We start from the raw sequence: 24133 nt of genomic DNA on the forward strand, positions 1-24133 counted from the left end.
GAGTGAAGAGGATGAGTTTTATGAATAGTTCACATGCTCGGGAGCACGGACTTGCTGAGGGTAATCAATTAGGTCACGCTAATGGACTTAGGATGGGACAATGTGAAGCGATTATGCAAAAAGCGGCTCGTGACCGTGCACCTAGTCCTGTTTGGGACGTACGTGTGTTGTTTATTACATCGGGCAAAGGATACCCCTACGAGCCATTGGATATCGCTGTAATTAACAGCCTTCGCCCATTAGTTCGTGAATTAATAATCGGGAACTCTGACAAAGATGCAACGCGAATGGGACATCCCAAGGCCAATGCCGAAACGCTTGCCGCAAGGCACCGACCGGATGTGATGATCGTTCTTGAAGGGATGAATCTCTCCCTGAATACCGTTGATAAGGTTCGTCAAATGGGGATCCGAACCGCGATCTGGCTAACCGATGATCCTTATTACACGGATATTACGGCTGCTTACGCGACGCACTATGATTATATATTTACCTTGGAAGTGAATTGTGTTCAGTTCTATCAGGAGATGGGAGGCGGGCAAGTCCATTATTTGCCTTTAGCTTTTCAACCAGAGATGTTTCGTCCAAGACCTGTGCCAAAAGGAGGGCACCGCGATATTTGTTTTATTGGTTCGGCCTACTGGAACCGCGTTGGAGTATTTAATCAGATAGCTCCCTATTTAGCGAAGAAAAGCGTCATCATCTCAGGAATATGGTGGGAACGGCTTCAACATTATCGGCTTTTGGCACCTCAAATTCAATTGAATACGTGGATGCCGCCGGATCAAACCGCGACTTTCTACAATGGGTCCAAAATCGTCATTAATATGCATAGAGCCTTCGATGACCAATCGTATAACCACAACTCTCGTCGAATTAGCGGCGCCTCGCCTAATCCGCGGACATTTGAAATTTCTGGTTGCGGCGCCTTTCAATTAACGGACATTCGGGATGATCTAGTCAATTTCTATACGCCAGACTATGACATCGTGACGTATGCATCCCCAGAAGAAATGCTTCACAAGATGAATCATTATTTAATTCACGAAGAGGAACGTAAGCAAATAGCCATGCGCGGGCTCTACAGGACGATGCGAGATCATACCTATACCAATCGGCTTATTACGATGCTTTCCGTCATTTTTGGGCCTAGATAAAGGCTGAAAGAGAACTATTTCATAAAAATGAGGTGTAGAAATTGATCACGAAAAAAAAGGTTCGCAAGCTGACTGTGAGCAGAAAGATTCGAAAGAAGCGAGTGGGATCGCCACGAAAGGTAGGACTTAAAAAACGGATCCTTGTTAGAAAAAAGGGACGTGCCATTCGTCGGTTGAGGCCACTCGCAAGGCGAAAGGGGAGACGCAGATTAGTTCGTCGTCTAATCCGATTTCCTAGACGCAAGGGGAGTCGAATGCTAGCTCGTCGTCGCAAAGTTCCGCGCCGTATGATCCAAAGTCCAAGAGCTAAGAGACTCCAATTGGCGTATGATCGAGCCTTCAATGAAGCTTACAATGCGGGTTACGGTGTTGGCTTCGCTGAAGGATATGCGATGGAGCTTACGAATCCAACGATTGCTTAAAGTGAAGTTATGAGGTGAGTCCAGTTGGTTAAACTTATCAAAAAGAAGCGGATGAGGGGGCAGGTTTCCTTAAGGCATGGAAGCAAACGAGTGCTCTTAAAGAAAACAAAACGCCGGTTCATTCCTAAGCGTAAGAGATCTTTGGCTAGGCTAAATAGGACAAGTGTCCATCCTGTCGGTGCGATCATCCTAGCTTCCAATGTAGAAGGGACGATCGAGCATGTGTTGGAGCCGTTGAAACGTTTACCGCTTAGGGAGATAATCGTGATGGTTCACGGTTCGTTAGACCGTACACTAGATAAAGTTAGAAGACATTCTCGTGCCATTATTGTTCATGATCCTCAAAGCATCGAACCAGATGCCGCAAGAGCGCTTGCTGCGAGGATATCGCGGTCAGACTTCTTGCTTTTCTTAGAAGGGGACAAGGCTGTTAATGTGGATGAAGTGCTTCCGTTTATTCAAAATGTAGCATTAGGAATTGAAAACGGCCTATTAGTAAGGAGGCATGAACTTGCAATTAACGAGCATCATAATTCCTACGTTTAACGGTTTAACTTTGCTGAAAGCTTGTGTCTCATCGATCCGTCAACATACATCCGTGCCTTATGAAATTATCGTAGTGGATAATGGCTCTGGGGATGGTACATTGACTTACTGCCGCAATGAAAATATTAAGTTCGTGGCGCTGCCAGCCAATCTCGGTTTTCCTGCTGCATGCAATTATGGTTTACGTTTAGCGGAAGGTGACTCGTTAATGCTCTTGAATAACGATACAATCGTTACACCTAATTGGCTGCCCATGCTACTGAACTGCTTATACAGTCGAGAAGAGGTAGGGATGGTAGGTCCCGTCTCTAACTATGTCAATGGCAAACAAAAAATCCGTGTGCGCTTTACTGGTATTTCGAACATGGCCCGCATCTATCATCATGTAAATCCTAGGAAATGGCGGGAAACGAAGCGCTTGGTTGGCTTCTGTTTACTATTTAAGCGGAAGCTGTTTGAGCAGGTAGGTGTGTTGGATGAACGATTTGCACCGGGATATTATGAAGATGATGATTTCTCCTATCGTGCGCGATTAGCGGGTTACCAGCTGCTCATAGCAGGTGATTGCTTCGTTTATCATCGTGGAAGTGTTAGTTTTCGAAAAAATAGACGTCGATCTAAGCTCTTGCTGCTGCGACGCAATCGTAGGAAATTTATTGATAAATGGGGCGTCGATCCCTTTCAGTTTATTTAGGCACTGTTTCACAATCAACAGCATAATGTAGAGTGAAAAAGGTTGTAGGAGGAGTAAGTGTGGAGGAGCGGGTGACCCAAATTATTTCTCATATTGCAGCTTCACATAGCCAAATGGGACGAATATTGGAAACACATCGGCATGTGTCTTCGCAAATGGCTGCAATTGCAGGAGATCTACCGGATTCTCATCCTGGGTTTGATGGATTGGATATGCTGCAGAAGCGGGCTTTACAACTAACCAAAAATGTAACGGCCTATTTAAACAGCCTCGCTGAATTGGAAGAAGCTATGGCCAAGCAAACAGAATTAGTTATGAAGGAAATACATGTAACTGATGAGGAATAGAGGGAATGACCTTGGATAGAACGGATCTTTATATGCAAATGTTAGATGCGACAGCCAAGCTGCAATACGAAATAAGTCTGATGCTGGAAGCAAGAGTCGTTGAAGCGTCGAAGTCGCAAAACTGGATTTGTCAGCATATCAACACGACAAATCTGGAGGGGCATGACCTTAAAATGAAAGTAACTGGCCAAATACATGAGAGTGTCATTGAACTGATTGATGGATTAACGAAGATGGAAAATGCACTAAATGGCCAGATGAAGGCGTTGCTTGGGAAACATCCTTCTGGTTCCGGCTTAGGGTCCGACGACGCTATGGAATTCGGCAGCCTACTTCCATTTGGTGAGGATGAGAAGCTGTGAAGGAGTGGAATCGGGAACGCGTGGAGCTGCATATGTTGATCTCGCTGGCCAGAAGCCAGCGAGCGTTATGCAGAATCATTGAATCTGTAGCGGATCATGTAGAGGGTTCTGAACAGCTCGCTGGTCATGTCGCGGATAATCTGAAGTCGATAAGTGATTATCAGCATGCGTTGATGTTGAAATTAATGAAGCAGCCTGCCCGAAAGCGTGTCGATGGCAAACCGGCTAAGCCTTGGTTGAATAAACATGTGTAGTCACACAAGTACGAATACAAGCGAATGCAAACCTACTTAACCCCAACGTACGATCAAACCTGCGTGCGTTAGACCCCCGCCAAATCCATAGAGTAACAAGTTGTCACCAGCCTTAACTTTTCCTTCTTTTATCCCCAAATCCAGTGCAAGAGGGATCGAAGCGGCGGAAGTATTGCCGAAGTATTCAAGGCTGTACAGCGCTTTGTCGCTCGGGATCCCGCTCTTCTCACAGATGGAGTCTATCATGCGCAGGTTTGCGCTATGAGGGATGAACCAATCGATCGCCGCGAGCGGCAAGCCGCTTTTTTGCAACAGCATCTCGATGCCCTGCGGTACGGTCGAAACAGCGAATCGGTATACTTCGCGCCCGTTCTGGACAAGCTTCCCTTCCCCTAACAGCGGATCGCCATTCAGCTCTGTAGCCAGTCCCGTCCGGTACACATGCTTAGCACCAGTACCATCTGATCCCATATGATAAGCCAGGAATGCGGCCTTAGCTTCTTCCCGCTCAACGACTACGGCGCCAGCGCCATCGCCAAATAAGATGCAGGTGGACCGGTCTGTATAATCTGTGATTTTGGATAAGGCGTCGCCACCAATCACGAGTATTTTGTGATGTACGCCAGCAGCCACAAGCGCACTGGCGGTGTGAAGTGCATAAGCGAATCCAGCGCACGTCGCATTGAGATCATAGGCTCCAGCAGCCGGGATGCCGAAATGGGCCTGAACCTGACATGCAACAGGCGTTGACGATAAATCTGGTGTATGTGTGGACACGATGACGAGGTCTACATCGTCCAGGGAATTTGGGTATCGATCGAGCAAGTTTTGCACGGCTGCTATACATAAATGGCTGGTGAACTCATGTGCTCCGGCTATTCGGCGTTCTCGAATTCCTGTGCGTTGCACGATCCATTCATCATTGGTATCCACCATATGGGAAAGTTCTTCGTTAGTTAAAATGTGTTCAGGCACATACGTGCCGATGGCTGAAATTCGTGCTTGCAAGGGGCTGGAGGAAGACATGGGCAACACTCCTTTGAGATATAGTTTGGAAATAAATTAGCACTAGATATTAGTACTTGGTACTAAATTCAGTTTATGCTAAGACTGCGTGCTTTGTCAATGTTGTTTTGTTGTTTCGCTTTAAAAACTGGATTTGAAGCTTAATAAGTTGAACTGAAAGTTGCATAAATAATCCGCATACAAAAAAATGTATAAATATGCATTGGTGATTTTGGAGTTCAAGTCTGTTTTTTTTGGAATTAAAAAACGAGCTGGCAAGATGGCCAACTCGTTTCTATGTATGATCTATTAAATTTTTAATGTTAACAAGTTCTATTGAGATCTGTATTTAATAATTGGGCGAAATAACTATTAGATTGTGAAATTTCTTAATGGAGATAAGAACCATATTTGCTAGAAGACAATTACAAAGATAAGCCAGAAGCTTTTAGGTAATATTTTTATTCTCTAATATTAGTATGTCCATGTTTTTAGGTTTTAAACATTAGAGAACTGCATACTTTTTTTTGTGCTTTTTGAAGTCTTTTTCTTTAATGAAGTAAAGTTCATTTGTAACTCTAGTTATTGCTACATAGAGTGGATTTATTTGGGCGGGTGTTAAATGATCACAAGAGAAATTCTCTTCAAATAATGATTCGAATGTCTTAGTTAGTATAATACAAGTCTTTTGGTAGGTATCACCTTTAGAATAGCCCCAGTTTATTGTTGGCAAACAGTTATATTTGCGGCTATCTCTAAAGAACAACTTTGTTACATTGATATCTTCTATAACTTCAGTTATTCTAGAATTTTCTTCTAATAACTCAAAGTGGCCTTTAACAATGCTTGATGACTGTATATGGATACCTAGTTTAGTACTAATAAAATCACATATTTCTCTTGGAACGCGTCTGCTTTTTATTAATGTGTTTTCATCAATATCTGTGCCTTTAAAAAGTAATTTGTACTGATCTTTTGATATATAGTCTTTCCCTCTTGTAAATGGTTTACTGGTTGTAAAGTTAGACTTACTAACTGAATGTTGATGAAAGTCCCCAACAGCAAAGACTTTTACATTTCTCTCTTTAATAAGCATAGATAGTAAATCAAAATCCTTACCCATAAAATCTTGAAGTTCATCAAAATAAAGTTGATCACAAAATTTAAATAAACGTTGAATTATTATTTTTTTTACTTCCTTTGATTGAGCTAAAACTAGACTAGAAATTCTCGATGGATAATACTTCTGATTGGTTATATAGTGTCTATAGTCATCTTGTTTACGATATTTATGATTTATCTTTCCATTAATTCTTTGAGGTTCAGGTTCTTTTTTTATTTCCACTCCAGTAGTAATTAGAGCTGTTCTATCCCCAATGGTTAAAATCGGTTCAAAGGGTTTCAAGAGCCATCTATATACAAAACTAGTAAACGTTAAAACTTGTGTGTTTTTAGGTAGTTCTCCGTGTATAATTTTAATCTCTCTCTTAAGATTCTCAACATTCTGTTTGGTATATGTAATGATTAGATTTTTTGAAGTTGGATTTAAATGCTTCGCAATATAATACGTTTTTCCTGAACCGGCTGCTGCAAGCATTATTGTCGAACGAGCCATTCAATCCCCTCCTGGATGTACACCGGTAATAAAATGACCTCTTTATAATCAGCCTCTTCGGATATTCTCAATGCAGCTTCAGTTTTATTTTTAAGCATATAAGCTAAATTTTTATCTATAGGAACGTTACGATATTCAGCTTTTGTACCTGGTTTAATATCCGAAATAGTATTAAGTTTAGACACATTCTTATTAAAAAGACAAACTTCAAAAGTAAACTCATTAACAGATTCTGAACATTTAATTTGAATATTAGTATATTTCTTGTTTAACGTACGAATGGAGTCAACAGTTTCTTGATCTCCATCATTATCAGTAATAACTAATAATGAGTTATCAACTACTCTTGACAGTTCAATATAGTGTTTATAAGTAATACCTCCACCAGATAAAATTTCAATGTTTTTTTCTTCTAAAGTATAGGATAGCGAATTCTTTACAAGTTGAGGTAATAGAATATACTCGCTATTTCCCTCTACAAGAATTACCTTTTGAGCTAATATAAAATTTAGTAACTGCAAGTTATCTGTTTTCATAAAGTAATCCGCGGCATCTTTATCAACTTTAGATAAAGAATGACTTTTTTCTTTATTAATCCATATTGTATTTTGCAAATTTAATCTGCTGACGATCAATGGGTTATGCGTAGTAATAATGATTTGAGCATCGCGGCACATAGATTGAATATCATTAATTAGCTTCCTGGTATTGATATAGCTCAAATGGTTTTCCGGCTCTTCTAATAAAATTAGATCAGACTCGACCTCTAACGCAATTTCAGTTTTAATTAAATTCTCCTTCCCTTTTCCTTTGTTTTGAATTGAGACCCCATCACTCTTTAGATCAAGTAAGTTTTCTAATACAGTTTTGTCTTCATCAATTCCAAAATTGTATTCTTTAATATTAAGTTGATCGGTATTTTCATTTACAAATTTTTGAATTTTCTTTCTAAACTGATATGAAAGATTTTGTCTATCTGTTACTTTGATATTGTTATTAAAAATTCTTTTTGAGTAAGAATCAAAGAGATTATTTTTTCTAATTGAATTATCAATTAATACGTTTTTTATAGGTGATTTTTTGTTAATGTATTTTCTTCCAGCAAAAGTAACCCATTCAGCTATGTAGTAATCTGTTGGGATAAAGTTTTCATCATAACTCCCGTCAAACATATTTTCAAGAAGATCACGATGACTCTCATCGAATTTATATGTGAAAGTAATACCGTTCTTTAGTATAGGAGTAAACGACGAATGGAGTCCGTTAAAATACTCAGAATTCAATTCTTCTTCATCATCAAAAATTAACTCGATTTCAATTTTAGGGAGAGTATCAATAGAAGGATTAGTTTTATATTGGCTTATATTAGCGTTATTAAAATACTTTTCTGAGTTATTTGTAGAGTTAAAGACCTTTTGATTAAGTACAATATCAATAGCTTCTAATATGGTGCTTTTTCCAGCTTCATTTTCACCAATCAGCACATTAATATTTTTATTGAAGGTAATATTAAAATCTTTAAATTTCTTCAAGCCTTTAATTTTTAACTGTTCTATATGCATTTAGGTCCTCCTCAATCGACCGAGATATCATGAGCAATTATTAATAAATTAATTAATATATGAAGTTCTAGTTATATGATGGATGGCACTAATAGGAAGTGAATCATTTTAAGAATACTTTAGCTGGGAATGTTTGTATACCTCATTTTATAGTAGAAAAGTAGTAAATGTTATGAGGGTTCTCTTTGGAACTCTTTTTCTATTAGTTAATAAGATCTAGTCTTTTAAATAATCGTTAAATAACATGGTAAATAGAGAGGGATAATTGTTTATTTCGTCGAATAATGTTAATAAAAGGAAATGGGTCTTTAGGAGGAGGGGGTCTAGTTGAAACTATTCGAGATAGTTCCAGAGTCCTTTTTTCGATTGTTATCTGGAACCAATAGGCAATTAAACGCTGAGGCCGTTCAACTATTATATGAACATGCTAAACGAGAGCGCTTTGGCATCCGAATTGAATTAATACGAGATCTTTATCAAGAACTAATAGAATCGTGGGAAGAGACGGGAGCCCAACTGGAGTGGGAGATAGAACCTCTGGTTAACTCTTATGGGCAGTTGAATATAGAAGACGTATCGCGTACTAAGGCAAGTAGCTTAATACGAAGGTTGGAAGCACTGGGCTGGATTGAATTAGAGACACGAGATCGTTATGAGGTTTACATTGTATTACCTCACTATTCCGTTCGAATGTTGTCACTCATTCAAGAACTATGTGAAGGGAGGGCAATTGAATACCAACGTTATGCTTTTGCTACTTATGGTATGTTGTCCGGTGAGGAATCAAGAGAGCGTCCTGCTATGGCTGTTAGGGAAGCACTATCCAATACCCTTCAATTCGATCGGGAACTGTTTACTCTTTACAATAATATGAAACATCATATGGAACAGGTAGTAAGTAAAAAATCGATTCAAGACGTATTGGACCATCACTTTGATCATTATCAGAAGGATATTGTAGAGAACAGTTACCATAGGTTGAAGACTTCAGATCATGTGGCTAGATACCGTCATCAAATCCTTGATATAGTCCAGTGTTGGCAATTGGATGGAGCTTGGATGGAGCAAGCCGTAAAGGATGGAATTTCTGGTGGGTTATATGTCAGTTTAGAAGAGGCGGAGTCTCATCTGAGACAGTCATTACGAGATATTGAAGCAATATACTTAGGTCTTGATGACACCTTTTACCGGATTGATCTTCGACATAATCAGTATTTGCGCTCTTCATATGACCGAGCAAGATATTTGAGTCAACATCATCAAGGGATCGATCAGAAGCTGGCGTCTACGTTGGAAGTTCTAGGAGATTTATCGGTCCCTATTACGGATGAAGCTCTCAATCTGCTTTCAAAATTGCAGCTTATTAGGGCTTTAGATAAGGGCTCGCTTCTCTCTGTTAGAAAAAAGCGGGTTTCCCACCAGCCAGAAGAACATTATGTGCTACCTATCCCGGAAGAAGTGAGGGAACAATTGCGTGAGGAGCGAATCGAGCGTATGCGTAAGGCTGTTACGCGTAAAAAAGTAGATGATTTCGTACTTTCCCGTTTGCAAAATAATATTAATAATATGGAAATTGCGGACCTGTCGCCTCAGAATGTCGAAGAAGTATTGCTCCTGACTTATGTTTATTTATATGGTCAAGATGGTGGTTCTCCCTATCAAATTGAACGTAGTAAGGATCGATTGATTCTGCATGCAGGTCCCTACCGTTTCTATAACCACAAGATCAGAGCACGAATATCTGATGGGAGGCAGCGAACTTAATGTGGGAAGAAATTAGCGAACAAGAACGGCAAAAAATCAAGGCAGTACTTAACGGACTTCTCGCAGTTAATTATCTCGTCCGAGAAAAAGACCGCGATGGATATGCTACAGTTCGCCGTCATAAGGGAGTAATAGAAGAATATTTAAAAATGCTGGACTGGGAGATGATTGTCGATGAGAGGCACGAGTGCGTGTTTTTGCAATCACCTTTTAGCTCATTTAGACGCACTCTGGACCGAGAAATGAGTATTTGGCTTCTCATTATGAGGTTGCTTTATCAGGAAAAGAGGCAAGGACTGAGCATCAGTGCTTTCCCCGCGACAACGATTCATGAAATACGTACGAAATACGAAACCTTTCGATTGCCCTGGTTAGGTAAAACCAAGTTGGATCAGGCCATCAGACTTTGTAACAAATACCAGCTTGCAGAGGCGCTTGACCCAGATATTCGTTCTGACGATTGCAGAATCGTTCTTTACCACACCTGGCTATATGTTATTGATTTAGGAGAATTGGATGCACTTCAAAGTCGCATTGAACAATATAATGCAGGGGAAGAAAAGGGGATCTTTGATGAAGTGGTTCATGAAGCTTCGATTGATTAATTGGCATTACTTTGCGGATGAGACCATGGATTTCGGCAAGCAAACCTTGATTACAGGAAAAAATGCTGCTGGGAAATCAACCATTATTGATGCTTTGCAAGTATTGTTTGTAGCTAACCAAAAGATGATTAAGTTTAATCCAGCTGCTCATGAGGATGCCAAACGTACATTGTTGGATTATTTAAGAGGTAAGATTGGTAGTGAAGAACGAGCATATTTAAGAGACGGAGATTTCAATACTTATTTGCTCGCTGAATTTGAGGATCAAGAAAAACGGGAGCCATTTGTAATTGGCATGGTCGCAGATGTGTTTTCTAATCAGGAGCATGCTGAAGAGTTTTTTATTCTTGCTCCAATGAGTTTAGAAAGTCTTGAACTGATTAAGAACGATGGAAGATTACGAAACCGAGATGAATTTAGATGGCATTATCAAGGTAGAAGTGGTATTAAATCTGTGTTTGAGCAGAACAAATCACAGTATCAGAAAGCTTTGCTTTCCCGAATGGGACATATACATGAACGATTTTTTCAAACCTTTACCCGGGCGTTGTCATTTAAACCGATCCAGAATATTCGTGATTTTGTATACCAAAATATTCTGGATCGTCAGGAATTACAACTCGGTTTAATGAAAGAAAACTTCGCTGTACATGAGCGCTATAAGTTGGAATTACAGGAACTACAGAAACGAAAAAATAAACTGGAACATATCCGTGATCGATTTCAAATTGTGGAAAAATACAGACATCTTCTCATTGAGCAAGATTATGTACTTCGTTCACTCCGTGTACTCAAGGAACAGGAAACTCTTGAACAAAACGTAATGGAGTTGAACCAACTAAGTAATAAACTGAAATTGACCCTTAGTGATTTAGAGGTTGCGAGAAAGAAGAAAGAGGAGGCAACCCTCCAAAGAGAGGATATTACCCGGAAGCTATATGAGAACAGTGAAGAAAAGAGAAAAAATGAGCTTGACCAGAGTATAGAAAGCGGAGAGAAGCGTTTAAACGAACTAGAGGGGCAGCTTGCCGTATGGCAGCGCTCCATGCAAAAGCAAGTTGAACATATCGCAAATCTTGGAATGTGGACTGGAAATGGGATTTGGTTTTGGAACGACAAAGACATGGAACAATTGCAGCTAGCTGCAGAGCTGATTAGTAGTATAGCTTCGAATCTTTACGGTTATGACCATAATATTGAATTGGAAAAGGTGCATCTTCAGAAAATAGGAGAACAACTTGAGGGTATTCAAGATAGGATGTCAGAAACACGGATACGTTCAGGTGACCGACTGAAAGAATTAGAACAGGAGATCAAGGATACAGAAGGAACTATTCGTAACCTGGAGCAGCGTAAGCGCCCTTATAGTGAAGGAGTATTGGCACTTAAAACTCTGCTAGAAGAACGACTTGGCACACGATCACCAGTGTGGATATTCTGCGAAGAGCTGGAATTAACGGATGAAACGTGGCGAAATGCCACTGAAGGCTATTTGAATACTCAGCGTTTTGATCTTTTAGTTGAACCGTCGGTATTTCGTGAAGCTTTGGCAATATATGAACGGGAGAAACGAAGTCGCCGAATTGAAGGAATTGGTTTGGTCAATACCGATGCGGAGCGGAAATATTTGAATACAGCACAAAAGGGTTCCCTCGCAGAGTCCGCGGATGCATCTAATCCTGTTATACAAGCCCATTTGGAGCATCTATTGGGCAATGTAATAAAAGCTGTCGATGAGCAGGACTTGCTAAGTTACCGTAACGCAGTTACAGCAAGTTGTATGGGTTATAGCAATCTGGTGGCCCGGCAAATGCCCGAGCGTCTGTATTCTCCTCCATACATTGGATCTCATGCAGTCATCCGCCAGTTGGAAATGAAACGTGAAGAGCTTGCACAGTTGAATAAGGAGCACAGTATACTTTCTGTCGAGTTGGAACAGTTGCGAGGGTGGATAGAACAGTTGAAGGGTAAGAGGTCGTTGTTCGACATACTGGCTGATCAACTTGAGCTACCTCACCAGTTGGAGAATTGCATGACAGAACTGCAGTATTGGCGAAAAGAACGAGAAACAATTGATTTAAGTGAAGCTGATCTGTTACGCGAGCAGATAAAAAAATGGAAAAAGACACAAGAAGATTGGGAGAAAAAGCGCGATAGTCTAAATCAGCAGATAGGCTCTTTAAATACAGAGTATAAGGAAACTGAGACAAAAAAATATTTGCAAATTAATATCGTAAAAGATAAAGCAACCATTGTGGAGCAGTGGACGGCCACATGGCCGGAACGCCTGCAACAGGCATTGGGAAGATTGGAAGAAGCTAGTCGCTCATCTATTGCCACGGAGTCTAAAATTACCAATTGGGAAGGCAATCGCAAAGGAAATGAAACAAGGCTTGCAGAGGAAGTTCGCAACTTATCGCAAAAAAGGACCGAATATAACACGGAATATACGTTTACAACGGATGTTGATACAGAAGAGAATGATGTTTACGATCATCTTCTGAAACAAGTGGAAGGACTGGATATTCCCGATTATCTTAAGAAGGTGGAGGCAGCACTCCAGGTTTCAGAAGAAGAGTTCAAGTCACATTTTGTTTTCAAGCTGCGAGAAGCTATTGAGATGGCAAAAAGAGAATTCAGAGAGCTAAACTATGCGCTGGATCATTTTCCATTTTCATCTGACAAATATAACTTTCAGGTAGTGCCCAGCGAAAAATATCGGAGATATTACGATGCGGTGATGGATCCTAGATTAATGGAGCGCGGAAACTTGTTTGATGTTATTGATGATGAAAGGGCAGAAGCCTTACAAGAATTATTTGAACAGCTTGTACAAAATGAAGCAGAGGACATGGATGAGTTTACTGACTATCGTAGGTATCTAGATTATGATATCTTGGTCCGGCAAGGGGACAGTCAATATCGCTTCTCACAAGTGCTGAAGGAGAAGTCTGGAGGCGAAACCCAAACGCCGTTCTACGTGGCAATCCTGGCTTCATTCTATCATTTATATCGTTCCGAACGAACCCTTCGACTGGTTGTATTTGACGAAGCATTTAACAAAATGGATGAGCAACGGATTCAGACTAGCCTTAAGTTAATTAAAAGAATGAATCTCCAACTGATAGCAGCGGTACCTGATGAAAAAATACAGCATATGGCACCCGAAGTGACTACTACACTTATTGTCACAAATCAGGATTACCGGTGCTTTGTCGATATGATCGATCGTTGGGAGGATGAAGAAGCCCCATCAATTGAGTCCAAGGAAGATCAAGAGGATTGGCAGCAGGAAACATTGTTTTGAGGTGAAAAGGGATGAATGAGCAGGAGTTTAAAGAGGAGTTCAAATATAGATTGCTAAACCATCTAATAGATAAATATGAGCGAAGTGCGGCATTTATTAAAGGGGAAGCAACTAAGCAACGGCCGCAGCTTGAATTAAATGATGAACCATTTCAAGTGGATTATGGGGACGAAATGGATTTTCGCAAACGAGAATGGATGCATCAAGTCGTAAAAGTACTTGTATCAGAAGGAATCATCGACGTGAAACTGGAACGCTCATCTAATATTATTAAAAAAGTATATTTAGAATGGGATATGATAAATGCCGCCTATGGAAAGGTGGACAGGCTGGCGAAAAAAGACAAGTTGGACGAATTGTCAGCTATCCTTAGAGAACTGAACCATCATCCCTGGGACTGGGTAGCAAAATGGACCCAAGGGATCGTGGGGGCGTTGAAAGCACAACGCTCAGCGGGCATGGATCTAGACGATCTGAAAAGCTATTCGGATGCGGCGCGTGTATTACAAGAGTTGCCATCTATTTCAGGGGATATTCCAAAGCGAATGCTTAGTATGAGGGTTTTTGGAAACAGCAAGTATTTTGAGCAATATGTTGAACGAAGGCTTCTGTCCATTGTCAGGCAGGGCATTGGAGAAGTGTCAGATCTGGAAAAAGGGAAATTGGATCTAATTGGAATTGTAGCCCAACCTAAACCTGTGTTAGTAGGAGGAAGTGGTAAATTCAAACTAAATGGGGCTCAATTGTCATTAGAATTGTACCCTGATGGAACAGCGTTTTACCCCGAGACTGTAAAAACATTTCAATGGACCCAATTGGATGTTAAGCAAATTGTAATGATTGAGAACTTAAGCAGTTATCATCAATGGTTTCGAGTCCGTCAACCTGTGCGGGAATTGGTTATTTACACAGGTGGATTTCCACCCCGCATACTTCAAGCATTCCTAAAAGATTTATGGGATGTTGTAAAGAAAAATAACGCATCGATCCCTATATATCATTGGGGGGACATAGACTTGGGTGGGATTCAGATTTATCGTTTTCTACAACGGAATTGTCCCTTTACGGTTCATCCCTTGTTTATGAGTGAAGGAATACTTGAGCGATTTGGCGAAACGGATTGGGAGCATCTAGAGCGTTATCGACATAGAGCAAATGATCTTTTACAAAATGAATCGTATAGCCAGTGGAATGACCTGTTGACAACAATGGCTAAAACTGGTCTTAGGCTAGAACAAGAAGCAATTCCTGATCAGTTAGTGCAAGAGGTTTTTATTTCATAAAGTGTTATATTCAAGTGCGAAATTTCAAATATTCGGAAAATTTTACTTTAGACTACTGCAACTAGTGGGTTGTTAAAGGAAAACTCATACCACTATCAAATTTGATAAAATAGTTGATTAAGTAAAATGATAACGGTCAAAAAAACCTTAAAAGCAGTATCTAGAATGACGAAATAATACGACATTCTTGTTTCTGGAAGAACTTGTTTCCATTACGCGACGCCTGAATGTGCAGAAAATTCTTTTAAGCATAAGCAATACCTCTATGCCATGGAAAATTCGATTTCTTGTGACAATCCCTTTCTACAGGGAGTATGGATTCTCTGTAGTTTCGAATCACAGTGTGGACAATTCTTTTACGCAGTCATGAAGTAAATTCTGGTCGCTGTTTTTTTCAAGCATGAAGGTCATTAACTAGGATAAATTCTGACTTAGATACCTTCGATAAAGTCTAGAAATGTCTACTAGTTAATCCTTCTGTCGTATTTCAAAAAAATCTTAACTAAAGCAAATTGTTCCCTACAGAACAAATGTTTGATATACTATTTACAGACATTTACTTTTATAGCATAGGTGGGGGAAAGAATGGATGATATTACTTGGATTGTATTATCTAGAATTAAAGGATTAGGTATTAAAAAGTTAATTCTGATTTTAAATAAATATCCTGATTTAAAACTAGATGATATTTCAACAGTGGAATTCACTCAAGAGATAGCAAAACTTATTTATGATGATTATACATTAGCGAAATTAAATGATCGTAACTACATATTAAACCAGATTGACTCTGTTAAGGAGCAAATTAACTTTCATAATAAATTTGGTATCAAACTTATACCTTATAATAATATAAATTATCCAGAACAATTAAAATTAATTAAAGACCCTCCTTTGATTTTATATTGTATGGGGAATCTTGAAGTCTTAAAAAACACTAAAAATGTTGCAGTTGTTGGAACCAGAAAACCAACTGATATGGGAATCAAAGTCGCTGAAAAAGTAACAACGAGTTTTGCTGAGAGAGATTTTACAATTGTGAGTGGGCTAGCACTAGGGATAGATACAATAGGACACAAAGCTGCATTAAAAGCAAACAAGACCACCATTGCAGTGATGGCGGGGAGTTTGGATAAAATTTATCCAAGAGAGAATAAGTTTCTAGCTGATCAGATAATTAATCAGAATGGTTTGCTAATCTCAGAAAACCCGATAGGTGCGGCTACTATGAGAAGCGCATTCGTTAAAAGAGATAGGATTCAAAGCGGTTTATCTATTGGTATTTGCCCAGTACAAACAAGCATTGATGGTGGAACTATGCATACCATACGATACGCTTATGAGCAGAAGAGGTTGCTCTTTACACCTAAGATATTAGAACCGAAGGATATGTATGAATACAGCGGCATAATAGAAGCGATTAATAAATATGGCGCACACATATTAGAAACTACAAATGATTATGAAACGCTTATTTCGTTAATGGAACAGAATTATAACAATATAAAAAGGTCGAATAACAAGGAATCGAAAGTAGCAATTCCGGTGATTAAATCTCTTGACGATGTTGAACAAATTAGTTTGTTTGAAAGCCCTAGCTCTACTTCGGCTACCAAGGTTATTTTAAAAGATAAAAAGTTGGTTGATATTGTAAATCAATGTTCTCAACTAGCAAAGGAATATAATGTGAGTAAAAGTGCGATATTAAAAAACATTGATCAAGTCTGGGAGCAATTAAAATATGAAAATTAAAGGAATTATATTTGATCTTGATGAAACCATCATAAATACTTGTATATTAAAGCAATTTCGTGATAGAAGAGATTGGGATACATGCTATCTAAGGGCTAGTGAGTGCACAGTTTATGACCATATGATAGAAACTCTTGCTAAAATTGATGAAAGTGGTATACCCATAGGTTTTGTTACAAATTCTCCAAGAAAATATGCAATTACACTGCTAACTTCTCATAATATTCGATTTGATGCGCTTGTTGCATATCATGATTGCACACCAAGAAAGCCACACCCTGATCCAATGTTAAAATGTGCAGAACTATTAAAAATTAGTCCTGAGCACATCCTCTCGATAGGAGATGACGTAAATGATATAAGAGCCGCGAATAGCGCTGGCATGATTTCTGTAGCTGTTACTTGGGGTGTTTCAAGTAGAGAAGATTTGCTCAGAGTAAACCCTAATTTCATCTTTAACTCAGGTATTGATATATTAAGCATTATATAAAAAAAGCGTCGAATATGGCATTCGACGCTTTTTCCTATGAAAATGCTAATATTTTTGATGTATCCCATTCAATTAAATCTCGTTCTGTTTTTCCAATGCACAGAATAACTATTCTGTCCAAATCGATACTTTTTTGATTAACTAGACAGGTTACAGCACTTGTAACAGCGGCACCGCTAGTTGTTATATCGTCGATTACTAAAATGTTTCCAGTATCAGGAATGACTATGTCATCTGCAATTTTAAAGACACTTTTCTCAACTTTTTGAATACAATCAATAATAGGAATTTTGTAATTGGTATTAATATAATTGGCGAAAAGATTCACGAGCGGGTGAGTAGAACCAATTGGTAGAACAGATGTTATATTGGTATAATTAGTAAAAAAATTAGAGAAGTTTTGCGCTAAATCTTTTTTAAAGAGGTAATAGTGACAATTGGAGTCTTTATACTTTGCACTATATATACATTTACTAAAGTTAGAGTATCTTTGATGTTCTTCATCTTCTTCATTCCAAATCGGATTGTTAGAAGCGGGAATATACGGCATTGCGTAATAAATTGTTTTGAATCGAACTCTACTACCAATAGCTATAGGATGTTGGTAAGAAAAGATGCTCATTATGAAAAACCTCCTGAAAATTATTAGGATAATTTTACCATACAAACTTGGGTATATCTACCTAAAATTTGTAATCTAAACCATACTGATTGCCACTGCTGTGGCTGTTAAGTTCGTAATACTCATATTGCCTACTACCCATCTCCTCTTAAGCGGCGTCAACGATAGGTTTAGTTATGTATTTCAGGTTGTGGATTGGTAGTAATGGTAAGGGTAAGGAACTAAAGCAACATTGTCTCAAATGCTAGCTTAATGGATTTTTGCCCGTTTTTGAAATGAACAAAATTAGTAGGTTCTGTTTGATTGGTTTGAAAAATTTGTATATTTTTGTATTTAGAACATTCGTTTGGAAGGAAGGTAATTAATAATAACGAATATAATATAGGTCTTTAGGCATATAAACCAGAAGAGAGGGTTACTATGGGAGGTACTAATAAACATACATCTCCAGGGAGCATGGCTGGGTTCTTGTTTCAACCTGAAAGAGCGTTGTATTGGTTAGCAAAAAGTAAGGACGGAGCACTAATTGGTATAGAAACCGAAGATGATATTGTAATTAAATCAATGAATGATGAAATTCTTGTTAGAGAACAAGATAAGCATTCAATTTCAGATAGTATTCCTTTTGGGGATCGAAGTGTTGATTTGTGGAAAACACTTTCCATATGGTGTAAAGCAATAACAGCAAACGAAGTTGACCCATCTATTGTTGAATTTCATCTGGTTACGAATAAAATCGTTCTTGATGGGCTAGCAAAGAAATTAGCCAATTCAAAGAATGAAGATGATAGTAAAGAAAGTGCGATTGCTCTTCTTGATATAGCAGTTCAACTTCCAGAGAGTATGGTGCAATTTGTCGTTGAAATAATAAATATGGAAGAAAGCCTTTTATATAAGATGATTCAAAACATTGTTCTTACAGATGGGAGTGCTAACAGTTTTGGCGAATCGTTAATGAGCGAAGTACGATCACTGTTATTAGTGCCAACGGATGTTCCTTTTGATGAAGTCTATAATATGCTTTTAGGATGGATACATAGCTGTGCTCTTAATAATTGGAGAAATAAGAAGCCTGCTTGGTTAAAAAGGGAAGCTTTTATCATATATTATCATCGATTGCTAGAACGGTATAAAATAAAACCTTTTATTGAGACGGCAAAGAGAATGATACCAGTATCTGAAGATGAGCGGAATCGTGTAATGAGCGATACTTTTGTTAAACAACTTTATTTATTGTCTATAGAAGAGAAGGATACATTACTTATGGAAGCAATTGATGATTATTTATGCTGTTTAGCTGAGAAAACAAGATTTAGTGTTGAAGGCAATTTGACAAAACAAGATTTTGATGATTTTGATGAAAGAATCACAGAAAGATGGAAACTTATCCATTCAACAAATAGGCAGTCATTTAAAATAAAAAAACGTAAAAGTGATGATGTCCAAAGTTTAGGTGAGGAGGTTGGATTACAGATATTAAGTGTGACGTTAGATCACAGAGAAGTATTAGCAGGTCAACCAACAGAACAATTTTATCTTACTAGAGGGAGCTATCATCACTTGTCTAGTGAATTGAAAGTAGGTTGGCACCCTGATTTCAAAGAAATATTTGGGGAAAGAGAGTTAGGTGATAATATTGGAAAAATTAAATGAATTTGATATAGTCCAAAATGCCGCTCTAGGATCAATTCTGATATGTTCTTTTGTTTCAGAGTTTTATAAAACACAGGATGAGAAGAGAGGTCCGACCCTTCCATATTTGATGTTAGTTCTTCCCTTGTTGTTCAATCAACATTTTGTGAACAGTGTATATTCAAAACAGAGAAAAGGCGGCTTGTATAATGCACTGAACGAAGATCGTGTATTGTTCGCAGGGGTTCAAGGTAGAATGGAGTCAATGAGTAAGTTAACTTTACGTTCGATACATATCGGTATGGCTGCTAAGATTTTACTAGTTGATAAAAATACATTTGAGCTTATACCAATAAGAAGTAAAATTCCAGACTTTAAAGAAAATGAGAATATTAAACGAATGTTGGTTGCTTCTAAGCGTTTGGGTTATTGGTTTTCAACAATTGATTTTAATCAGCTTTGTGCTTTATTGAAAGTGAGGTTTTAGTAAATGTACTTTAAAATTGCACATATTATTTTATGGCCCAAAGATGACACAAAAGAGAAACGTGTAATTTCATTTGACCTTAATAAAATAAACGTAATTACAGGTGATAGCCAAAAAGGGAAGTCATCAATTATACCTATAGTTGATTATTGTCTGGGGAGCAGTAAATGTACTATCCCTGTTGGTGTCATCCGAGAGAAAACAGAGTGGTTTGGTGTAGTTATTCAGTTTGAAGATCGAAAGAGATTATTTGCTCGAAAAGAACCTGGCGTTCAGATTCAAAGTGGTGAAGTTTACATAAATGAAGATTTTAAAGAGATTGATGAAATATCAAACCCATTTAGTATGACAAATGTAAAGTTTTTAAAGAATAGACTTAACGAAATTTCGAACATGCCTTTTTTAACATTAACCGATCAAACAGATGATGATTCCTCAGGTAAAAGAGCTAGTTTTCGTGATTTTTCAGCTTTTCAATTTCAGCCGCAACATATAGTTGCCAATCCCTATACATTATTTTTTAAAGCTGATACTGCGGAAAACCAGCAACGGTTAAAAAATATTTTTCCACTTGTGCTAGGTGCTATTAACAAGAAAACCCTTATATTAAAGCAAGAATTGAAGTTATTGGAGCAAGAATTGCAAAAGAAACAAAGAAAGTTAGCAGAAATTAACCAATATACTGATAACTGGATGTTACAACTTAAAGACTATTATTCTAAAGCAAGGGAATATGGTTTATTGAAGAATGCTCCAGAATCATCGAGTGAATGGACTTCTCAAATCTACGTTGAATATTTAATGAATGTTTCAATCGATAATTCTGTATCAGTTTTGCAAGTGGATATTCATGCGACAGAACGAGCAGTTAAGGAACTACAAAATCTAACAAAAGAAGAAGTTGACATTTCAAGAGATATAGGAACCGAAAGGCATAACCTACATAAATTTCTGAGTTTGTTTGATTCTGAAAAAAAATATCATGCATCATTAAAAACCCAATTAGAGCGAATGGAACCAGTTAGTTGGCTTTCAAAGTTTGTTGAACCCAATCAAGAGTGTATTTTTTGTGGTGCTGTTAGTAATCAAGCATACGAAGAACTTCAACACCTAGCAGAACATATAGTTAAGATAAGTGAGTCCTCTAACTTTATTGATAAGTCATATGATATTCTCGATAGAGAAATCATAAAAAGGAAAAGCAAATTAAGTGAACTTGAAAGTTCATTAAATACGATTAGAAAACAAAAGCTTTTACTTGAAGTTGAGTCTGAAAATATCCGAGCGATAAGACAGACAGAAAACGAAGTATATCGTTATCTAGGGCGATTGGAGAAAGGACTTGAGGACTATGCCTTAGTTCATGGACACAGTGAAATGCAAGATGAAATAAACATTTTGGAACAAGAGATCGAGAAATTGAGATCGAAAGTCAACCCTAAATTACTTGCACAAAATTTGAAAGGGAAATTACAACAAGTATCTAATTCAATTGCAACCTATGCTAAGTTTTTAGGCGTAGAGAACCCTAATGATCCTGTATTACTAGATGTTGTTAATCTTACTCTAAGAAAGCAATCAGAGGGTAGAGACGACTTTTTATGGGAAATTGGCAGTGGGGCAAACTGGATGGGGTATCATATTGCAACACTTTTAGCACTCCATGATCATTTTTTAGGCTTAGATTGGAATCCGGTATCTCAATTTATTATTATTGATCAGCCCAGTCAAGTTTATTTCCCTGATAAACTTCAGAAGCAATCGGTCACGGAATATACCCCAGATGATATTTTAAAAGTGCAGAAGATATTTACAGCATTTGCTGCTCATCTTAGTAACAGTAGAGCAAGAGGAAGCTCCGCGGCTCAAATAATTTTAATTGAGCACGCTGATGAAATAACATGGAAAGCTCACGAAGATGATGTTCACCTTGTCAAGAGATGGAGAGATGATGAAGAGTCGGAGGATCGTGCATTGATTCCAAGTGAATGGCTAGATTAGGAAGATTGCGCCTTTGGTATGGGAATTGTTACAGGTGGCATAATTAAGTTATATTCATGGAAAATAGAAAAAAGCAGACAAGTTCAAGAAATTGTCTGCTTTTAAGTATTGAATGTAGCCGCGGCATTTAGTTAACTAATCTTATCAAGAAAACCGATCTCATGTGCCTTCTTAAACAACAGCTTTAAGAGAGGAAGGTCTTCTGAGTAGTAATTAATTTCAGAAACTTCCTTCCGGAGGTCAGATATTTCCTTGTCCTTCCTGGAAAGTTGAGATTCAAGTTCCAAGATGTACTTCGACATCCCTATTAATTTGTCGCGGACTACGTCTACCGAATTGATGATAGAGGTTATTGGATCTTGAACATCTGATGCCTTATTATTATCGGATGTATTGGTTAAAGATTCTTTGACGGAAAGTACTCCCTTTAATGCTTTTCCAGAGATTTTTGCCTCTTCAATGGAATCTTCGTATTTTTTCCTTAAATTGTTATTCCATCTGAAGCCACAGGCAGATGTTGTTCTTCCGATTTGCTGAGAAGCAGTTTGAAAAGCTTGAAGTTGTGTTTTGCCGCTTTGCAAGTTATTAATTATGATGGTAGCTAGTTGTGTGTCCTCGTGTTCACTCCAAATAACTATACTTCTTTTTTTGACCATAGTAGAGTCCTCCTATTAAATGTATTATTTATAGTAGGTATTTACCATTTATATTATTTTTATACTAGGTTCGTATAAATATTAGGAGAGAGTATATTGTTCATACCAGTCCGATCTGATGAAATTGAGATTGCTCGACTTGATTTTCAGGAATATAAGAAGAATACTGGGCTATCCCGATTTTCTCATCGATTTGAGATTCTTAAGAACGAGAACGATCCAGGGAAGTTACGTGACTTGACTAAAATTTATAGTAGCTTTGCATTCGTTCTTCGTGAAGACCTTGGGACTCTTGATAAAGAACCCCTGCTGCGGGTATTCAATATTTCCGAGAGGAAATTTGTGATTGATAGTCCTCGATGATTATGAGTGTTTTATAAGTAATGAAGTTTTGCAATACTTGTCAGAAACCGTCTAGGATTATATGGCTTGTAGTTGCGGAAGGTGGCAGCTGGTTGAGGAAAGTTGTACCTTAAAAGTTCCTTTATGTCATGAGACCCATAGATTTGAGGAGTTATCGGGATAGCAAGAGGAATAAGAAAAAATATAAAAAACTCCTCCTATACATTGATTTCATGTATAGGAGGAGTTTTTTGATGAAAAATTATTTTTTTAATTCTGAGATTACATGATCCCAATTAATAACTGGATCTTGGATGTATTTCCTATTGATGAAAATTTCATCAGTTCTACATGAGAATATTCTTTGATAAAGAATAGGCATGACTTTTTTTGCATTTTTTTTGTAAAACATTATACGGAAAATTCGATAATGTTGCGCAAAAAATGGATAGGAGGACGTACAAATATACTCAAACAAATCTGTTTTAATGAAAAATTTTCCTGCTAGATCAAGCAAATACCCTCGCCAAAAACTAAGTGAATTAGCATACCGAGAATCAACCGTAATTGATATTTGGAGAAATTGCTTGTGATGGTTTTCAACCGTAATGCCGATTTTTTTCTCATCAAAGTATTTAATAAAACCGTGATAAAAAGAAGATCGCTCATTAGTTGATGGAATTTTCATTTTTGGCAATTTTAATTCAGTGTGTTCCAAAAACCATGAAGGTTCAGTTGATGTAATAATTGGTGAACCCGAATAGGCTTTTACCCAACCCTCAAGTAATGCTGCAGCAGAAACTGCAGTTTGATAATTCGCAAAAGATACAGTGTCATTAAATATGTGCTTATTCGAATTGATTAAATCGGCTGCATGGCTAGGACTTAAAATTCCTAGCATATACATAGATAATATTCTGCGATTACCTACTTGTTCATTGAACAAAGATTCATTTTGCACTTGAATAGACTTTTGATTTAAGACAGTTGCTTTATATGCCATCATATATTGCTCATAATTTTTTTGTAGTTCCTCTAAATCCTCCTTCAACCTCCCTAAATTGAAATGCTCTTCAAAAAATTTTAACATGCAGTTTCTCAATAATACGTCATTCATTTACTTGTGCCTCCAGTCAGAATAGATAGTCCTGACCTTTCGCAAGCAGCACAAAATGTTAAATTTTCCAACCCTCCGTTTTATAGATTTTTTTCTCTCTCTACTATACAT

22 protein-coding genes are annotated in these 24133 nt (G+C 37.9%); 16 read left to right on the forward strand and 6 right to left on the reverse strand.

Annotated features, from left to right (window positions below; genetic code table 11):
* Positions 1-11: 11 nt before the first annotated feature.
* The 7 genes from GC096_RS03975 (at position 12) to GC096_RS04005 (ending at position 3782) form a co-directional block, all read left to right on the forward strand.
* On the forward strand, positions 12-1157 hold the full coding sequence (locus GC096_RS03975) for a CgeB family protein (RefSeq protein WP_171629007.1): 1146 nt from the start codon (positions 12-14) through the stop codon (positions 1155-1157).
* A gap of 254 nt (positions 1158-1411) precedes the next feature.
* On the forward strand, positions 1412-1579 hold the full coding sequence (locus GC096_RS03980; protein ID WP_171629008.1) for a hypothetical protein: 168 nt from the start codon (positions 1412-1414) through the stop codon (positions 1577-1579).
* Positions 1580-1603: 24 nt separating this feature from the next.
* On the forward strand, positions 1604-2125 hold the full coding sequence (locus tag GC096_RS03985) for a glycosyltransferase family A protein (protein WP_171629009.1): 522 nt from the start codon (positions 1604-1606) through the stop codon (positions 2123-2125).
* Positions 2085-2819, forward strand: a complete 735-nt coding sequence (locus tag GC096_RS03990) for a glycosyltransferase family 2 protein (RefSeq protein WP_312886179.1) — start codon at positions 2085-2087, stop codon at positions 2817-2819. The genes GC096_RS03985 and GC096_RS03990 overlap by 41 nt, the downstream gene beginning before the upstream one ends.
* A 59-nt stretch (positions 2820-2878) precedes the next feature.
* Complete coding sequence (locus GC096_RS03995; protein ID WP_171629011.1) at positions 2879-3166, forward strand: nucleoside-diphosphate sugar epimerase; 288 nt, start codon at positions 2879-2881, stop codon at positions 3164-3166.
* A 5-nt stretch (positions 3167-3171) separates the two neighbouring features.
* Positions 3172-3528: an alpha-helical endospore appendage domain-containing protein gene (locus GC096_RS04000; protein ID WP_171629012.1), complete on the forward strand. Its 357-nt coding sequence runs from the start codon at positions 3172-3174 to the stop codon at positions 3526-3528.
* Entirely contained in the window at positions 3525-3782 is a 258-nt protein-coding gene (locus tag GC096_RS04005) for a hypothetical protein (RefSeq protein WP_171629013.1), read from the forward strand. The genes GC096_RS04000 and GC096_RS04005 overlap by 4 nt, the downstream gene beginning before the upstream one ends.
* Before the next feature lie 36 nt (positions 3783-3818).
* Here GC096_RS04005 and GC096_RS04010 read toward each other — a convergent pair whose 3' ends face one another.
* From GC096_RS04010 to GC096_RS04020, 3 genes are all read right to left on the reverse strand, one after another.
* Positions 3819-4808: a ketoacyl-ACP synthase III gene (locus tag GC096_RS04010; RefSeq protein WP_171629014.1), complete on the reverse strand. Its 990-nt coding sequence runs from the start codon at positions 4806-4808 to the stop codon at positions 3819-3821.
* A 484-nt stretch (positions 4809-5292) separates the two neighbouring features.
* Positions 5293-6402, reverse strand: coding sequence for a DEAD/DEAH box helicase family protein (locus tag GC096_RS04015; protein ID WP_171629015.1), 1110 nt, complete (start codon positions 6400-6402; stop codon positions 5293-5295).
* Positions 6384-7964, reverse strand: a complete 1581-nt coding sequence (locus GC096_RS04020; RefSeq protein ID WP_171629016.1) for an ATP-dependent nuclease — start codon at positions 7962-7964, stop codon at positions 6384-6386. Before GC096_RS04020 ends, GC096_RS04015 begins: the two co-directional genes overlap by 19 nt.
* Before the next feature lie 327 nt (positions 7965-8291).
* Here GC096_RS04020 and GC096_RS04025 point away from each other — a divergent pair, with 327 nt between their 5' ends.
* The 6 genes from GC096_RS04025 (at position 8292) to GC096_RS04050 (ending at position 17165) form a co-directional block, all read left to right on the forward strand.
* Positions 8292-9728 carry a Wadjet anti-phage system protein JetA family protein gene (locus GC096_RS04025; RefSeq protein WP_171629017.1) on the forward strand — a complete coding sequence of 479 codons (1437 nt, stop codon included), beginning with the start codon at positions 8292-8294 and terminating at the stop codon, positions 9726-9728.
* Positions 9728-10333 carry a DUF4194 domain-containing protein gene (locus GC096_RS04030; protein ID WP_171629018.1) on the forward strand — a complete coding sequence of 202 codons (606 nt, stop codon included), beginning with the start codon at positions 9728-9730 and terminating at the stop codon, positions 10331-10333. Before GC096_RS04025 ends, GC096_RS04030 begins: the two co-directional genes overlap by 1 nt.
* Entirely contained in the window at positions 10302-13640 is a 3339-nt protein-coding gene (locus GC096_RS04035; protein ID WP_171629019.1) for an ATP-binding protein, read from the forward strand. Before GC096_RS04030 ends, GC096_RS04035 begins: the two co-directional genes overlap by 32 nt.
* Positions 13641-13651: 11 nt before the next feature.
* The gene (locus GC096_RS04040; RefSeq protein ID WP_171629020.1) at positions 13652-14923 is read left to right on the forward strand and encodes a Wadjet anti-phage system protein JetD domain-containing protein; all 1272 of its coding nucleotides are present in this window, start codon (positions 13652-13654) and stop codon (positions 14921-14923) included.
* Between the two features lie 585 nt (positions 14924-15508).
* Positions 15509-16675, forward strand: a complete 1167-nt coding sequence (locus GC096_RS04045; RefSeq protein WP_171629021.1) for a DNA-processing protein DprA — start codon at positions 15509-15511, stop codon at positions 16673-16675.
* Positions 16665-17165 carry an HAD family hydrolase gene (locus GC096_RS04050; RefSeq protein WP_171629022.1) on the forward strand — a complete coding sequence of 167 codons (501 nt, stop codon included), beginning with the start codon at positions 16665-16667 and terminating at the stop codon, positions 17163-17165. Before GC096_RS04045 ends, GC096_RS04050 begins: the two co-directional genes overlap by 11 nt.
* A 34-nt stretch (positions 17166-17199) precedes the next feature.
* Here GC096_RS04050 and GC096_RS04055 read toward each other — a convergent pair whose 3' ends face one another.
* Positions 17200-17787, reverse strand: a complete 588-nt coding sequence (locus tag GC096_RS04055; protein ID WP_171629023.1) for a hypothetical protein — start codon at positions 17785-17787, stop codon at positions 17200-17202.
* Between the two features lie 420 nt (positions 17788-18207).
* On the opposite strand from GC096_RS04055, the gene GC096_RS04060 reads away from it, so the two are divergent.
* From GC096_RS04060 to GC096_RS04070, 3 genes are read left to right on the forward strand one after another with little or no spacing between them, the layout of a single operon-like run.
* Entirely contained in the window at positions 18208-19440 is a 1233-nt protein-coding gene (locus tag GC096_RS04060; RefSeq protein WP_171629024.1) for an ABC-three component system protein, read from the forward strand.
* Positions 19424-19906 (forward strand): three component ABC system middle component, encoded by a 483-nt coding sequence (locus GC096_RS04065; RefSeq protein WP_171629025.1) that lies wholly within the window; start codon positions 19424-19426, stop codon positions 19904-19906. Before GC096_RS04060 ends, GC096_RS04065 begins: the two co-directional genes overlap by 17 nt.
* Positions 19907-19909: 3 nt before the next feature.
* Positions 19910-21907: a DUF3732 domain-containing protein gene (locus GC096_RS04070; RefSeq protein WP_171629026.1), complete on the forward strand. Its 1998-nt coding sequence runs from the start codon at positions 19910-19912 to the stop codon at positions 21905-21907.
* A gap of 131 nt (positions 21908-22038) precedes the next feature.
* Here the strand turns inward: GC096_RS04070 and GC096_RS04075 are convergent, their stop codons facing one another.
* Both GC096_RS04075 and GC096_RS04080 read right to left on the reverse strand, forming a co-directional pair.
* A complete protein-coding gene (locus GC096_RS04075) occupies positions 22039-22563 on the reverse strand; it encodes a hypothetical protein (protein ID WP_171629027.1) in 525 nt (174 codons plus the stop codon).
* Positions 22564-23167: 604 nt separating this feature from the next.
* On the reverse strand, positions 23168-24022 hold the full coding sequence (locus GC096_RS04080; protein WP_171629028.1) for a hypothetical protein: 855 nt from the start codon (positions 24020-24022) through the stop codon (positions 23168-23170).
* Positions 24023-24133: the final 111 nt, after the last annotated feature.

It is taken from the genome of Paenibacillus plantarum (assembly GCF_013141695.1).
Taxonomy (GTDB): Bacteria; Bacillota; Bacilli; order Paenibacillales; family NBRC-103111; genus Paenibacillus_E; species Paenibacillus_E plantarum.

Coding starts and splice junctions, on each gene's coding strand:
- GC096_RS03975 (WP_171629007.1), top strand. CDS start 12: ATGAGTTTTATGAATAGTTCACATGCTCGGGAGCACGGACTTGCTGAG.
- GC096_RS03980 (WP_171629008.1), top strand. CDS start 1,412: ATGCTAGCTCGTCGTCGCAAAGTTCCGCGCCGTATGATCCAAAGTCCA.
- GC096_RS03990 (WP_312886179.1), top strand. CDS start 2,085: ATGAACTTGCAATTAACGAGCATCATAATTCCTACGTTTAACGGTTTA.
- GC096_RS04000 (WP_171629012.1), top strand. CDS start 3,172: ATGACCTTGGATAGAACGGATCTTTATATGCAAATGTTAGATGCGACA.
- GC096_RS04010 (WP_171629014.1), bottom strand. CDS start 4,808: ATGTCTTCCTCCAGCCCCTTGCAAGCACGAATTTCAGCCATCGGCACG.
- GC096_RS04015 (WP_171629015.1), bottom strand. CDS start 6,402: ATGGCTCGTTCGACAATAATGCTTGCAGCAGCCGGTTCAGGAAAAACG.
- GC096_RS04020 (WP_171629016.1), bottom strand. CDS start 7,964: ATGCATATAGAACAGTTAAAAATTAAAGGCTTGAAGAAATTTAAAGAT.
- GC096_RS04030 (WP_171629018.1), top strand. CDS start 9,728: ATGTGGGAAGAAATTAGCGAACAAGAACGGCAAAAAATCAAGGCAGTA.
- GC096_RS04035 (WP_171629019.1), top strand. CDS start 10,302: ATGAAGTGGTTCATGAAGCTTCGATTGATTAATTGGCATTACTTTGCG.
- GC096_RS04040 (WP_171629020.1), top strand. CDS start 13,652: ATGAATGAGCAGGAGTTTAAAGAGGAGTTCAAATATAGATTGCTAAAC.
- GC096_RS04045 (WP_171629021.1), top strand. CDS start 15,509: ATGGATGATATTACTTGGATTGTATTATCTAGAATTAAAGGATTAGGT.
- GC096_RS04050 (WP_171629022.1), top strand. CDS start 16,665: ATGAAAATTAAAGGAATTATATTTGATCTTGATGAAACCATCATAAAT.
- GC096_RS04055 (WP_171629023.1), bottom strand. CDS start 17,787: ATGAGCATCTTTTCTTACCAACATCCTATAGCTATTGGTAGTAGAGTT.
- GC096_RS04060 (WP_171629024.1), top strand. CDS start 18,208: ATGGGAGGTACTAATAAACATACATCTCCAGGGAGCATGGCTGGGTTC.
- GC096_RS04070 (WP_171629026.1), top strand. CDS start 19,910: ATGTACTTTAAAATTGCACATATTATTTTATGGCCCAAAGATGACACA.
- GC096_RS04075 (WP_171629027.1), bottom strand. CDS start 22,563: ATGGTCAAAAAAAGAAGTATAGTTATTTGGAGTGAACACGAGGACACA.
- GC096_RS04080 (WP_171629028.1), bottom strand. CDS start 24,022: ATGAATGACGTATTATTGAGAAACTGCATGTTAAAATTTTTTGAAGAG.